Raw genomic sequence first — 13,268 nt, 5'->3', positions numbered from 1 at the left:
GGTAAAAGCTTTATAATAATTGCCCCAAAAACAACGGTACGTCTGGCAATTCCGGAGATTTTATGACCACAACACCGGCACAGCGCATTGGCGGTTGGTTACTGGGCCCGCTGGCCTGGCTTTTAGTCGCCTTGCTGAGTGCGTCGCTGGCCTTGTTCCTGTATGCTACGGCGCTCGCCTCGCCCAAAACGTTAGCGATGCTGGCGGAGCAAAGTACCGGCAACCTGCTGTTGTGGGGCGTCTCTTTTCTCACCGCGATTGCCATGTGGTATTACACCCTGTGGTTGACGATTGCGTTCTTTAAGCGCAGACGCAGTGTGCCGAAGCACTATATTATCTGGCTGCTGGTCTCCGTCTTACTGGCGGTCAAGGCTTTTGCCTTTTCACCGGTGCCCGACGCCTTAGCTGTGCGTCAGTTACTCTTCCCGTTGCTGGCGGCAGCACTGTTAGTGCCCTATTTCAAGCGTTCCTCGCGTGTGAAAACGACCTTTGTGAACCCGTAATAACCTTACAGTTAACCTGTTGTCGCCTGCTGTAGATTGTCAGATAATAGGCGGCTTTTTTATTTCAGGCCGAAAAATGACTGATTACCTGCTGCTGTTTGTCGGAACTGTACTGGTCAATAACTTTGTACTGGTTAAGTTTCTGGGGCTTTGTCCTTTTATGGGCGTTTCCAAAAAGCTGGAAACCGCGATGGGGATGGGGCTTGCGACCACGTTTGTGATGACGCTGGCCTCAATCTGCGCCTGGCTGATTGACACCTGGATCCTGATCCCGCTCAATCTCATTTATCTGCGCACGCTGGCCTTTATTCTGGTTATCGCGGTCGTGGTGCAATTTACTGAAATGGTGGTGCGCAAAACCAGCCCGGCGCTCTATCGCCTGCTGGGGATTTTCTTACCGCTGATCACCACCAACTGCGCGGTTCTCGGTGTCGCGCTGCTGAATATCAATCTCGGCCATAACTTTTTACAGTCGGCGCTGTACGGTTTTTCCGCCGCCGTCGGCTTCTCGCTGGTGATGGTGCTGTTTGCGGCGATTCGCGAGCGTCTCGCCGTTGCAGATGTCCCGGCACCGTTTCGCGGTAACGCCATTGCGCTGATTACTGCCGGGTTAATGTCTCTGGCCTTTATGGGCTTTAGTGGTTTGGTGAAGTTGTAATGAATGCTATCTGGATTGCCGTGGCCGCCGTGAGCCTGCTGGGCCTGGTGTTCGGCGCTATCCTGGGTTACGCCTCCCGTCGTTATGCGGTGGAGGATGATCCTGTCGTTGAAAAAATCGATGAGATTCTGCCGCAGAGCCAGTGTGGGCAATGCGGCTATCCTGGCTGTCGCCCCTATGCGGAAGCGATTGGCAGTCAGGGTGAAAAAATTAACCGCTGTGCGCCTGGCGGCGAAGCGGTGATGTTAAAAATCGCTGAACTGCTGAACGTGGATCCCCAGCCGATTGATGGCGATGAACAGGATGTGGCGCCGGTCCGCATGCTGGCGATGATTGATGAAGCCAACTGTATCGGCTGCACCAAGTGTATTCAGGCCTGCCCGGTGGACGCCATTATTGGCGCAACGCGTGCCATGCACACGGTGATGAGTGATTTGTGCACGGGCTGCAATCTGTGCGTGGATCCCTGCCCGACTCACTGCATTGAACTGCGTCCGGTCGCCGAAACACCTGACAGCTGGAAGTGGGATTTGAACACGATCCCCGTGCGTAATATCCCCGTGGAACAACATGCTTAAGTTATTCTCTGCTTTCAGAAAAGATAAGATCTGGGATTTCAACGGCGGTATCCATCCGCCGGAAATGAAAACCCAGTCAAACGGCACGCCGCTGCGTCAGGTTCCCCTCGCGCAGCGCTTTGTTATGCCGCTCAAACAACATATCGGTGCCGAAGGTGAACTGTGCGTCGCCGAAGGGCAACACGTATTGCGCGGACAAGCGCTGACCCGTGGATGGGGAAGAATGCTCCCGGTTCATGCGCCCACTTCCGGGACGGTGGTCGCCATTGCGCCCCACTCAACGGCGCATCCTTCGGCATTAGCTGAACTTAGCGTGATCATCGACGCCGACGGCGAAGACCGCTGGATTGAACGCGAAGGTTGGCAGGATTACCGTTCGCAGAGCCGCGAAGCCCTAATCGAACGTATTCACCAGTTCGGCGTCGCTGGACTGGGCGGTGCCGGCTTTCCAACCGGCTATAAATTAAAGGGTGGCGGCGACAAAATTGAAACGCTGATCATCAACGCGGCGGAATGTGAACCCTATATCACTGCCGACGATCGGCTGATGCAGGATTGTGCGGCGCAGGTTGTCGAGGGTATCCGTATCCTGGCGCATATTCTGCAACCTCGTGAAGTCCTCATCGGTATCGAAGATAACAAACCGCAGGCCATCTCAATGCTTCGTGCGGTGCTGGCCGACGCGCGGGATATCTCACTGCGTGTCATCCCGACGAAATATCCGTCGGGCGGCGCAAAACAGCTGACCCAAATCCTGACCGGGAAGCAGGTTCCGCACGGCGGTCGTTCTTCCGACATCGGCGTACTGATGCAAAACGTCGGTACGGCGTATGCGGTAAAACGCGCGATCGTCGATGGAGAACCGATTACTGAACGGGTTGTGACCCTCACCGGTGAAGCGGTCAGTCGTCCAGGCAACGTCTGGGCGAGGCTGGGTACACCAGTGAAACATCTGTTAAATGATGCCGGTTTCTGCCCTTCTGCCGATCAGATGGTGATTATGGGCGGCCCGCTGATGGGCTTCACCCTACCGTGGCTCGATGTGCCGGTCGTAAAGATCACCAACTGTTTGCTGGCGCCGTCAGCGACAGAGATGGGTGAACCACAGGAAGAGAAAGGCTGCATTCGCTGTAGCGCCTGCGCCGACGCCTGCCCGGCAGATCTTCTGCCCCAGCAGCTTTACTGGTTCAGTAAAGGGCAACAGCATGACAAAGCCACGGCGCATAACATTGCCGACTGCATTGAATGCGGTGCCTGTGCCTGGGTTTGCCCGAGCAATATTCCGTTGGTGCAATATTTCCGTCAGGAGAAAGCCGAGCTTTACGCAATAAGCCAGGAAGAGAAACGCGCGGCAGAGGCTAAAGCGCGCTTTGAAGCGCGTCAGGCTCGCCTGGAGCGAGAGAAAGCGGCGCGTCTGGAACGTCACAAGAAAGCCGCCGTGCAGCCTGCGGCAAAAGATCAGGATGCCATTGCCGCCGCCCTGGCTCGCGTCAAAGAGAAACAGGCGCAAGCGACTCAACCGGTGATGATCAAAGCCGGTGAAAAACCGGACAATAGTGCGGTGATAGCCGCTCGCGAAGCGCGCAAAGCGCTGGCACGAGCAAAACAGGCCGGGAACGTCACCGCAGTGGATGCCGATCCGCGTAAAGCCGCCGTCGAGGCCGCTATCGCCCGTGCGAAGGCGCGCAAGCAGGAACAGCAGACCAACGGCGAATCTGCTGCACCAACTGAACCGGTGGATCCGCGCAAAGCCGCCGTTGAGGCCGCTATTGCCCGCGCGAAGGCGCGCAAGCAAGAACAACAGGCCAGCGGCGAACCTGCTGCACCAACTGAACCGGTGGATCCGCGCAAAGCCGCCGTTGAGGCTGCTATCGCCCGTGCGAAGGCACGCAAACAAGAACAACAGGCCAGCAGCGAACCTGCCGCACCGGCTGAACCGGTGGATCCGCGCAAAGCCGCCGTCGAGGCCGCAATTGCCCGTGCGAAGGCGCGTAAACAGGAACAGCAGGCCAGCGACGAACCTGCCGCACCGGCTGAACCGGTGGATCCGCGCAAAGCCGCCGTCGAGGCCGCTATTGCCCGTGCGAAGGCACGCAAACAGGCGCAGTTGGCCAGCGACGAACCAGCTGCCCCCTCCCTGGAACCGGTCGACCCACGCAAGGCGGCCATCGCCGCTGCAATAGCGCGCGCAAAAGCTAAAAAAGACGCTCAGCAGCAGGTTGTTAACGAGGAATAAATGGTATTCAGAATCGCAAGTTCTCCCTACACGCATAATCAGCGTCAAACCTCGCGCATTATGCTGCTGGTCTTACTGGCTGCGGTGCCAGGCATCGCCGTGCAATGGTGGTTTTTCGGCTGGGGGACGCTGTTCCAGATCGTACTCGCCTGCGCCAGTGCGCTGCTGGCGGAGGCCGCCGTACTCAGATTGCGTAAACAGCCGGTAGTGGCGATTTTAAAAGATAACTCCGCGCTGCTGACCGGTCTGCTGCTGGCCGTCAGTATTCCTCCCCTCGCCCCCTGGTGGATGGTGATCCTCGGTACGGTATTCGCGGTGATCATTGCCAAGCAATTGTATGGTGGTCTGGGACAAAACCCATTCAACCCGGCGATGATTGGTTATGTGGTGCTGCTAATCTCCTTCCCGGTGCAGATGACCAGTTGGTTGCCCCCGCAGGATATTGCCGCCAGCGCGCCGGGACTGGTCGATGCGCTGCAGGTCATCTTTACCGGGCATACCGCCAGCGGCGGTGATATGAATACGTTGCGTATGGGGATTGACGGGGTAAGCCAGGCCACGCCGCTGGATACGTTCAAAACCTCTCTGCATGCAGGTCATTCTGTTGAGCAGATCATGCAGTACCCCATTTACAACGGTATGTTTGCCGGTGCGGGCTGGCAGTGGGTCAACCTGGCCTGGCTGGCTGGCGGTGTTTTTCTGCTACAGCAAAAAGCTATTCGCTGGCATATTCCGGTAAGCTTCCTGCTCTCATTGGGCGTCTGTGCGACGCTAGGCTGGCTGTTTGCCCCCGAGTCGCTGGCTTCCCCGCAAATTCATCTGCTCAGTGGGGCAACGATGCTTGGCGCATTCTTCATTCTGACGGATCCGGTGACGGCCTCGACGACCAATCGCGGTCGTCTGGTGTTTGGCGCACTGGCGGGCCTGCTGGTGTGGTTAATCCGTAGCTTCGGCGGCTATCCGGATGGCGTGGCCTTTGCCGTACTGTTAGCCAATATTACGGTGCCGCTGATTGACTACTACACGCGCCCGCGCGTGTACGGACACCGCAAAGGATAATCCATGCTGAAAACGATTCGTAAACATGGCATCACCCTGGCGCTGTTTGCCGCTGGCTCGACCGGACTCACCGCCGCCATCAACCAGTTGACCAAAACCACCATTGATGAACAGGCAGCCATTCAGCAAAAGGCGCTGTTTGATCAGGTCTTGCCTGCCGATCGCTATAATAACCGTTTGCAGGATCGCTGCGTCGTGGTCAGCGCCCCTGAGCTTGGCAAAGGCGAGCATCGCGTTTATATCGCTGAGCAGGACGGGACTCCCGTGGCGGCGGTACTTGAGGCGACGGCACCGGATGGTTATTCCGGTGCCATCCAGTTGTTGGTCGGCGCTGATTTCAGCGGTACGATTTTAGGCACTCGCGTGACGGAACACCATGAAACGCCGGGTCTGGGCGATAAAATAGAACGGCGTCTGTCTGACTGGATCACCGGTTTCAGCGGAAAAAAAATCCAGAGTGATAACGACAGCCACTGGGCCGTGAAAAAAGACGGCGGGGATTTTGACCAGTTTACCGGGGCGACGATTACGCCACGTGCGGTGGTCAATGCCGTCAAGCGTGCCGGACTGTATGCCCGGACACTGCCGGCACAACTTCCTCAACTTCCGGCCTGCGGAGAATAAATCATGAGCGAAATTAAAGACGTCATCGTTCAGGGATTGTGGAAAAACAACTCGGCGCTGGTACAACTGTTGGGACTGTGCCCTCTGCTGGCGGTAACCTCTACGGCGACCAATGCGTTGGGGCTGGGCCTTGCCACCACGCTGGTATTGACCCTGACTAATCTGGCGGTCTCGACATTACGTCGCTGGACGCCGGCAGAAATTCGTATCCCAATTTATGTGATGATTATCGCGTCGGTCGTCAGTGTGGTACAGATGCTGATCAACGCCTATGCCTTTGGCCTCTACCAGTCGCTGGGGATTTTTATCCCGCTGATCGTGACCAACTGCATTGTGGTGGGACGTGCTGAAGCCTTCGCCGCCAAAAAGGGTCCGGCGCTCTCTGCGCTCGACGGGTTTTCCATCGGGATGGGCGCAACCGGCGCTATGTTTGTGCTGGGCTCTCTACGTGAGATTATCGGCAACGGAACCTTGTTTGACGGTGCGGATGGGCTGCTCGGTAGCTGGGCAAAGGTACTGCGCGTGGAAATTTTCCACACCGACTCACCTTTCCTGCTGGCAATGCTGCCCCCCGGCGCCTTTATTGGCCTGGGACTCATGCTGGCGGTGAAATATCTCATTGATGAGAAGATGAAAAAACGTCGCGCCAGTGCGTCTGTCGCAACGGAGTTGCCTTCCGGTGAACCAGGGAATGTCTCATGAATAAAGCAAAGCGGTTAGAAATTTTAACCCGATTACGCGCGAATAATCCGCATCCGACGACCGAACTGAATTTCAACTCGCCCTTTGAACTGTTGATCGCCGTGCTGTTATCGGCCCAGGCGACAGATGTCAGCGTGAACAAGGCCACGGCGAAACTCTATCCGGTTGCTAATACCCCCGCCGCCATGCTGGAACTCGGCGTTGAGGGCGTGAAGTCCTATATCAAAACGATCGGCCTGTTTAACAGCAAAGCCGAAAACGTGATTAAGACCTGCCGCATCCTGCTTGAGCAACATCATGGCGAGGTGCCTGAGGATCGTGCGGCGCTTGAAGCTCTGCCGGGCGTGGGTCGCAAGACGGCAAACGTCGTGCTGAATACCGCCTTCGGCTGGCCCACCATCGCCGTCGACACGCATATCTTTCGCGTCTGTAACCGTACCCACTTTGCGCCCGGCAAGAACGTTGAGCAGGTGGAAGAGAAATTGCTGAAAGTGGTGCCCGCAGAGTTTAAGGTCGACTGCCACCACTGGCTGATCCTGCACGGTCGTTACACCTGTATTGCCCGCAAGCCGCGCTGTGGCTCCTGCATCATCGAAGATCTTTGTGAATACAAAGAGAAGGTCGATATCTGACTCGTCGGGGCAACCCCATCCGCCCCGCCATAACTTTTTTTATCCTCTACTTCTTCCTCTTCATTCCGTCAATGATTCCACGTCATCAGGTTTAGACAAATCAATAATCCTGGTGATTAGTGCCTATTCAGGTTAATCCTTTTTTTAATAACGAAAATTTCTATCCAACTGTGATCACGATCATAGTGATAACCCTATGTAAATTATTTTGTTGAATTTGGTTAATTCTACAATCAGATGACAAGGAGTCAGTTTTTATACACAAAACATTACACTGGCTATTTTTTAGATGCTGGCCTTTATCACTACATTAAACGGCACATAGCAGAACATATCGCCATACAGCGATTTTCAGGGCCAGTTGACAGCGTAAAAAACTGCCATTCCGCAATTAAAAAAATTTAACGCTAGATAACATTTATCTACCCCGATGAATTCACCAGATGAGATATATGTAACAGGTTATTACAAAAGACTTGTCTGAAAGTGCAAGATAGTGAACATTACTTGCCGTTTCCCCTCCCACTATAACAATTTCACGGCTACCCAGTGGTATCACGTGACAGAACACCCCCGTTAATATGGGATGTAAAAAAGAGGCTAAAGTGTCTACTGCAAACAAGAAACCAACGGAAAGCGTCAGTCTTAACGCTTTCAAACAACCGAAGGCGTTCTATCTCATCTTCTCGATTGAGCTCTGGGAGCGTTTCGGTTATTACGGCTTACAAGGAATTATGGCCGTTTACCTGGTTAAACAACTGGGTATGTCTGAAGCGGATTCAATCACTCTTTTCTCGTCTTTTAGCGCCCTGGTTTACGGTCTGGTCGCCATTGGTGGCTGGTTAGGCGATAAAATTCTGGGTACCAAGCGCGTCATTATGCTTGGTGCGGTAGTCCTGGCTATTGGTTATGCCCTGGTGGCATGGTCCGGACACGACGCTGGCATCGTTTATATGGGGATGGCCGCCATTGCCGTGGGTAATGGTCTGTTTAAAGCTAACCCGTCCTCGCTACTCTCAACCTGCTATGCAAAAGATGACCCGCGTCTTGATGGTGCATTTACGATGTACTACATGTCCGTCAATATCGGTTCATTCTTCTCAATGCTGGCAACACCGTGGCTGGCCGCGCATTACGGCTGGAGCACCGCGTTCGCGTTGAGCGTTGTCGGTATGCTGATCACCGTGGTGAACTTCGCGTTCTGCCAGCGTTGGGTGAAGAACTACGGTTCTAAACCTGACTTTGAGCCGATTAACTTCCGCAACCTGCTGCTGACCATCGTCGGTGTTATCGCGCTCATCGCGATCGCCACCTGGCTGCTGCATAACCAGCAAATCGCCCGCATGGTTCTGGGTGTGATCGCGCTTGGTATCGTGATTATCTTCGGTAAAGAAGCCTTCTCTATGCAGGGTGCGGCTCGTCGTAAAATGATCGTTGCGTTCATTCTGATGCTGGAAGCGATCATCTTCTTCGTGCTGTACAGCCAGATGCCGACATCGCTGAACTTCTTCGCTATCCGTAACGTTGAGCACTCCATTCTTGGCATCGCGTTCGAACCTGAACAGTATCAGGCGCTGAACCCGTTCTGGATCATCATTGGTAGTCCTATCCTCGCGGCTATCTATAACAAGATGGGCGACACTCTGCCGATGCCGACGAAGTTTGCCATTGGTATGGTGCTGTGTTCAGGCGCGTTCCTGATCCTGCCGCTGGGTGCCAAATTCGCCTCCGATGCGGGCATCGTTTCCGTTAACTGGCTGATCATCTGCTACGGCCTGCAAAGTATCGGTGAGCTGATGATTTCCGGTCTGGGCCTGGCCATGGTGGCACAGCTGGTTCCACAGCGTCTGATGGGCTTCATCATGGGTAGCTGGTTCCTCACCACTGCCGGCGCCAACATCATTGGCGGTTATGTCGCCAGCATGATGGCGGTTCCGGAAAACGTAACGGACCCGCTGATGTCTCTGGAAGTGTATGGTCGCGTGTTCCTGCAGATTGGCGTGGCGACCGCAGTGATCGCTGTTCTGATGTTGCTGACGGCGCCGAAACTGAACCGCATGACTCAGGACGACGAACCTCGCGAGAAAGCGTCTAAAACCGCTACCGCGTAAATTTCTGGGAAACGCATAATGAAGCTGCTAACGTTGCGTTAGCGGCTTTTTTTTTGCCTGAACCCGAACCAGGATACGTTAAACCTCAGTTGAAAGGAGTTATCGATGAAACTGTTCTACAAGCCAGGCGCCTGCTCTCTTGCCTCCCATATTACCCTTCGCGAGAGTGGGAAAGATTTCACACTGGATGGCGTGGATTTGATGAAAAAGCGTCTGGAAAACGGCGATGATTTTTTCGCGGTCAACCCGAAAGGACAGGTTCCCGCTTTGCTGCTCGATGATGGTACGCTGCTGACCGAAGGCGTGGCGATAATGCAATATCTCGCCGACAGCGTTCCTGATCGCCAGTTGCTGGCTCCCGTGAGCAGTATTTCACGCTACAAGACGCTGGAATGGCTTAACTACATTGCGACTGAACTGCATAAAGGCTTCACGCCGCTGTTTCGCCCTGACACTCCAGAAGAGTATAAACCGACCGTTCGCGCGCTTCTTGAAAAGAAAATGCAGTACGTTGATGCCGCTCTCAAAGAGGGACAATGGATTTGTGGCTCGCGTTTCACTATCGCGGATGCCTACCTTTTCACCGTACTGCGCTGGGCGTATGCGGTAAAACTCAATATGGACGGGTTAGAGAATATTGCGGCATATATGAAACGAGTGGCTGAGCGTCCGGGCGTTGCGGCAGCGCTGAAGGCGGAAGGAATACAGTAAGCGAATCAGGCCGGATGGCGGCGGTCAACGCCGCATCCGGCAGGCAAGTCAAAGCTGTGTGGCGCTAAAGTAGTGGTCTGGTTGAGCGATACGATCCTGCGCCGCCACCACCTGCAGTTCATATTCCTGCATTGCTTTGGTAGCAATCATAATCTCATACACCGCCGCCGTCACATGTTCCAGCGCCTGCTGGATTGTCGCCCCCTGCAGCAATTTCACTAACAGTAAACCACTGGTCACATCGCCCACGCCGACCGGCTGACGGACACCGAAATCCACCAGCGGACGACTGATGTGCCAGGCGTCATCGGCAGTAACCAGCAGCATTTCAAAACGATCCTGACTGTAACCCGCACGCGCCAGGTGTTTGACCAGCACAATTTCCGGCCCCTGCGCAATGAGCTCGCGGGCGGCGGTAACCGCTTCATCCACGGTGTTCACCGCGTGTTCACAGAGAATTTCCAGCTCAATCAGATTCGGGGCGATGATGTCGCTGGCAGGTAACGCGTGGCGAACATGAAATTCGGCGACGCCAGGCGCGACAATACACCCCTTTTCCGGATGTCCCATCACCGGGTCACAAAAATATTTCGCCGCCGGATTCGCCGCTTTCACCTGACGCACAATCCCCAGAATATGCTCGCCCTGCTCGGCAGAACCCAGATAACCGCTCAGCACCGCATCACAGCGCTTCAGCTGATCGATATCGGCAATGCCCTGCACAATCTCCGTCAGATGAGAGGGCGGCATGACGCAGCCAGTCCATTTGCCGTATTGCGTGTGATTAGAGAATTGAACCGTATTGAGGGGCCAGACGTTGGCACCGAGGCGGCGCATCGGAAACTCCGCGGCGCTATTGCCAGCATGTCCAAAAACAACGTGGGACTGAATGGCGAGGATATTCTTCATTTTTTGCTTACCACAACCCTGAAAAAATAAAGGGGCGTGGTTTCCCACGCCCCTGCTAACTTTCGATTACTTCCAGCACACCAGACAGTAATTCTTCTTACCGCGACGCAGCAGCGTGTAGCGGCCGTACAGACGATCGCCTTCGGTGAAGGTGTACTCCGGATCCGACTGCTTCTCGCCGTTAATGGTGATCGCGTTTGACGCAATGGTCTTACGCGCCTGACCACGAGACGGCTGCAGTTCGGAATCCACCAGCGCCTGCATCAGATCTGCGCCTTTTTCCATCTCGACCATTGGCACACCGTCCTGCGCCAGTTGTTCGAAGTCCGCTTCACTCAAATCGCTCAGCGTACCGTTGAACAGGCTCTCGGTGATGCGTTTCGCCGCGATAAGGCCCTCTTCGCCATGCACCAGACGCGTGACCTGCTCGGCCAGCACGTACTGCGCACGCGGCGCTTTCCCGCTGTTCTTGTCTTCTTCTTCCAGCGCATTGATCTCTTCAATGTCCATGAAGGTGAAGAACTTCAGGAAGCGATACACGTCGGCGTCCGCCGTGTTGATCCAGAACTGATAGAATTTGTACGGACTGGTTTTCTTCGGATCCAGCCATACTGCGCCGCCTTCGGTTTTGCCGAACTTGGTACCGTCCGCTTTGGTGATCAGCGGAACGGTCAGACCGAAGACCTGATTCTGATGCAGACGACGCGTCAGGTCGATCCCGGAGGTGATGTTACCCCACTGATCGGAACCACCGATTTGCAGCGCCACACCATGCAGTTTATTCAGACAGGCAAAGTCATAACCCTGTAACAGGTTGTAGGAGAACTCAGTGAAGGAGATCCCTTGATCGTCACGGTTCAGACGTTGCTTCACCGCTTCTTTGTTGATCATCTGGTTGACAGAGAAATGCTTACCGATATCGCGCAGGAAGGTCAGCACGTTCATGTTGCCGAACCAGTCATAGTTATTCGCCGCGATAGCGGAGTTGTCGCCGCAGTCGAAATCCAGGAACGGAGCAACCTGTTTACGGATTTTGTCTACCCACTCCTGAACGGTGTCTTCGGTGTTCAGTTTACGCTCGGCGGCTTTAAAGCTCGGGTCGCCAATCAGACCGGTCGCGCCACCGACCAGCGCCACAGGTTTATGACCTGCCTGCTGGAAGCGTTTCAGGCATAACAAGGGAACCAGATGCCCCAAATGCAAGCTGTCAGCGGTAGGATCGAAGCCGCAATAGAGCGCGATCGGGCCTTGCGCCAGTCGCTCTGCTAACGCTTCCTCGTCCGTCACCTGGGCAACCAGCCCCCGCTCTTGCAATTGTTTAATCAAGTTACTGCTTGCCATCAAAATCTCCATGTATAAAACGACTGCACCTTTGCCGGTACACGACTTTTCGCCAGACGCGAAAGCTCTATAGAATAAAGCGCTGGCGCACACAGCGCTAGCGCTTAACGCAACAATTTTCCGGGTTTATGGTGCGAGACGGTCAATTTTCCATGCGTCATTTTCACGCTGGTATAAAAAGCGGTCATGCAGTCGGTGCTCGCCGCCCTGCCAGAACTCCATCTGTTCTATGCTGACGCGGAATCCGCCCCAGAAACTGGGCAGCGGCACTTCGCCTTGCTGGAATTTCTGTTTTAATTCGAGGAATTTACTTTCGAGGATCCCGCGCGCGGAAATGCGGCTGGACTGTTTCGAGACCCAGGCGCCAATCTGGCTGTCACGCGGACGGCTGTGGAAATACTTCACCACTTCCAGGGTCGATAAGCGTTCGGCTTTACCCGTCACCATCACCTGACGTTCCAGCATATGCCAGGGAAACAGCAGGCTGATGCGGGGATTTTTTTCGATTTGATGCGCTTTACGGCTGCCGAGGTTGGTATAGAACACCAGCCCTCTTTCATCGTAGTGTTTCAGCAACACAATACGCTGATACGGTTGGCCATTTTCGTCAACGGTCGCTACAACCATGGCGGTGGGATCCGCCAGTCTGGCGTCACATGCCTGAGCCAGCCAGCGTTCGAAAAGCGTTAACGGCTCAGCGGGAAGATCGCGGCGGCGCAGACCGCCTTTGGTGTATTCACGGCGCAGATGCGCGATTTGCTGCAATTCGTCGTTATCAGACATGGGGTTCGCTACGGATTGTCAGTGGGTGGCGCTATTGTGCGCCGCCCTGCTGGAAATCTCAACGCTTCGGGTTTTGTAACTGGCAGTTATTCAGCACGATACGGTCACGTTTGTAGACGGTCGCGCCGTCGCCTTTCGACCAGAACACATAGATTCCGTCGGTATAGCGCGCGCCTGACGCCGAAATACCCTGCTTCAGATTAAGCAGTTTGTTGTCATAAACAAAATTCACCTCCTGACGGGTATTATTCAATTTTACCGTCAGCGGTTTTTCATCACACTGGTATTCCAGCGTATCCGTTTGCATACGTTCAACAAACTGGTTGTAGACGCTACAACCAGAGAGCATAAGCGGAAAACAGATGAGTAGCAGTTTTTTCATAGACGTATCCTGTAGACTTTCCTGGTCCAGGAGGGGGAA

General features: G+C 54.7%; 14 protein-coding genes. 10 read left to right on the top strand and 4 right to left on the bottom strand.

Annotation, left to right across the window (positions count from 1 at the left end):
* Positions 1 to 62: 62 nt before the first annotated feature.
* The 10 genes from ACQ0PY_RS11285 (at position 63) to gstA (ending at position 9,814) form a co-directional block, all read left to right on the top strand.
* Positions 63 to 503 carry a DUF2569 domain-containing protein gene (locus ACQ0PY_RS11285; RefSeq protein ID WP_043000784.1) on the top strand — a complete coding sequence of 147 codons (441 nt, stop codon included), beginning with the start codon at positions 63 to 65 and terminating at the stop codon, positions 501 to 503.
* Between the two features lie 76 nt (positions 504 to 579).
* Positions 580 to 1,161, top strand: coding sequence for an electron transport complex subunit RsxA (gene rsxA, locus ACQ0PY_RS11280; RefSeq protein WP_003029144.1), 582 nt, complete (start codon positions 580 to 582; stop codon positions 1,159 to 1,161).
* Positions 1,161 to 1,739 (top strand): electron transport complex subunit RsxB, encoded by a 579-nt coding sequence (gene rsxB / locus ACQ0PY_RS11275; RefSeq protein WP_043000785.1) that lies wholly within the window; start codon positions 1,161 to 1,163, stop codon positions 1,737 to 1,739. Before rsxA ends, rsxB begins: the two co-directional genes overlap by 1 nt.
* Positions 1,732 to 3,975: an electron transport complex subunit RsxC gene (gene rsxC, locus ACQ0PY_RS11270; protein WP_109740215.1), complete on the top strand. Its 2,244-nt coding sequence runs from the start codon at positions 1,732 to 1,734 to the stop codon at positions 3,973 to 3,975. The genes rsxB and rsxC overlap by 8 nt, the downstream gene beginning before the upstream one ends.
* The gene (rsxD, locus tag ACQ0PY_RS11265; RefSeq protein ID WP_043000788.1) at positions 3,976 to 5,034 is read left to right on the top strand and encodes an electron transport complex subunit RsxD; all 1,059 of its coding nucleotides are present in this window, start codon (positions 3,976 to 3,978) and stop codon (positions 5,032 to 5,034) included.
* 3 nt (positions 5,035 to 5,037) lie between these two features.
* A complete protein-coding gene (gene rsxG, locus ACQ0PY_RS11260; RefSeq protein ID WP_044254656.1) occupies positions 5,038 to 5,658 on the top strand; it encodes an electron transport complex subunit RsxG in 621 nt (206 codons plus the stop codon).
* Between the two features lie 3 nt (positions 5,659 to 5,661).
* Positions 5,662 to 6,360 (top strand): electron transport complex subunit E, encoded by a 699-nt coding sequence (locus ACQ0PY_RS11255; RefSeq protein ID WP_044254659.1) that lies wholly within the window; start codon positions 5,662 to 5,664, stop codon positions 6,358 to 6,360.
* On the top strand, positions 6,357 to 6,992 hold the full coding sequence (gene nth, locus ACQ0PY_RS11250; RefSeq protein WP_044328194.1) for an endonuclease III: 636 nt from the start codon (positions 6,357 to 6,359) through the stop codon (positions 6,990 to 6,992). Before ACQ0PY_RS11255 ends, nth begins: the two co-directional genes overlap by 4 nt.
* A gap of 605 nt (positions 6,993 to 7,597) precedes the next feature.
* Positions 7,598 to 9,103, top strand: a complete 1,506-nt coding sequence (dtpA, locus tag ACQ0PY_RS11245; protein WP_043000792.1) for a dipeptide/tripeptide permease DtpA — start codon at positions 7,598 to 7,600, stop codon at positions 9,101 to 9,103.
* Between the two features lie 105 nt (positions 9,104 to 9,208).
* Positions 9,209 to 9,814, top strand: coding sequence for a glutathione transferase GstA (gene gstA / locus ACQ0PY_RS11240; protein WP_043000793.1), 606 nt, complete (start codon positions 9,209 to 9,211; stop codon positions 9,812 to 9,814).
* Between the two features lie 48 nt (positions 9,815 to 9,862).
* On the opposite strand, the gene pdxY is transcribed toward gstA, so the two are convergent.
* From pdxY to mliC, 4 genes are all read right to left on the bottom strand, one after another.
* The gene (gene pdxY, locus ACQ0PY_RS11235; RefSeq protein WP_043000794.1) at positions 9,863 to 10,723 is read right to left on the bottom strand and encodes a pyridoxal kinase PdxY; all 861 of its coding nucleotides are present in this window, start codon (positions 10,721 to 10,723) and stop codon (positions 9,863 to 9,865) included.
* A gap of 66 nt (positions 10,724 to 10,789) precedes the next feature.
* Positions 10,790 to 12,064, bottom strand: coding sequence for a tyrosine--tRNA ligase (tyrS, locus tag ACQ0PY_RS11230; RefSeq protein ID WP_043000795.1), 1,275 nt, complete (start codon positions 12,062 to 12,064; stop codon positions 10,790 to 10,792).
* A gap of 126 nt (positions 12,065 to 12,190) precedes the next feature.
* On the bottom strand, positions 12,191 to 12,847 hold the full coding sequence (pdxH, locus tag ACQ0PY_RS11225; RefSeq protein ID WP_043000796.1) for a pyridoxamine 5'-phosphate oxidase: 657 nt from the start codon (positions 12,845 to 12,847) through the stop codon (positions 12,191 to 12,193).
* A 58-nt stretch (positions 12,848 to 12,905) separates the two neighbouring features.
* Positions 12,906 to 13,229, bottom strand: a complete 324-nt coding sequence (mliC, locus tag ACQ0PY_RS11220) for a C-type lysozyme inhibitor (RefSeq protein WP_044254665.1) — start codon at positions 13,227 to 13,229, stop codon at positions 12,906 to 12,908.
* Between the last annotated feature and the right edge of the window lie 39 nt (positions 13,230 to 13,268).

This window comes from Citrobacter sp. LST-B2 (assembly GCF_057983045.1).
This window is presented reverse-complemented; position numbering and strand designations above follow the sequence as displayed.

Bases quoted from the DNA above. Each gene is read 5' to 3' on its own strand.
- tyrS (WP_043000795.1), bottom strand. From the start codon at position 12,064: ATGGCAAGCAGTAACTTGATTAAACAATTGCAAGAGCGGGGGCTGGTT.
- rsxA (WP_003029144.1), top strand. From the start codon at position 580: ATGACTGATTACCTGCTGCTGTTTGTCGGAACTGTACTGGTCAATAAC.
- rsxD (WP_043000788.1), top strand. From the start codon at position 3,976: ATGGTATTCAGAATCGCAAGTTCTCCCTACACGCATAATCAGCGTCAA.
- pdxH (WP_043000796.1), bottom strand. From the start codon at position 12,847: ATGTCTGATAACGACGAATTGCAGCAAATCGCGCATCTGCGCCGTGAA.
- nth (WP_044328194.1), top strand. From the start codon at position 6,357: ATGAATAAAGCAAAGCGGTTAGAAATTTTAACCCGATTACGCGCGAAT.
- ACQ0PY_RS11255 (WP_044254659.1), top strand. From the start codon at position 5,662: ATGAGCGAAATTAAAGACGTCATCGTTCAGGGATTGTGGAAAAACAAC.
- rsxG (WP_044254656.1), top strand. From the start codon at position 5,038: ATGCTGAAAACGATTCGTAAACATGGCATCACCCTGGCGCTGTTTGCC.
- rsxC (WP_109740215.1), top strand. From the start codon at position 1,732: ATGCTTAAGTTATTCTCTGCTTTCAGAAAAGATAAGATCTGGGATTTC.
- pdxY (WP_043000794.1), bottom strand. From the start codon at position 10,723: ATGAAGAATATCCTCGCCATTCAGTCCCACGTTGTTTTTGGACATGCT.
- gstA (WP_043000793.1), top strand. From the start codon at position 9,209: ATGAAACTGTTCTACAAGCCAGGCGCCTGCTCTCTTGCCTCCCATATT.
- rsxB (WP_043000785.1), top strand. From the start codon at position 1,161: ATGAATGCTATCTGGATTGCCGTGGCCGCCGTGAGCCTGCTGGGCCTG.
- mliC (WP_044254665.1), bottom strand. From the start codon at position 13,229: ATGAAAAAACTGCTACTCATCTGTTTTCCGCTTATGCTCTCTGGTTGT.
- ACQ0PY_RS11285 (WP_043000784.1), top strand. From the start codon at position 63: ATGACCACAACACCGGCACAGCGCATTGGCGGTTGGTTACTGGGCCCG.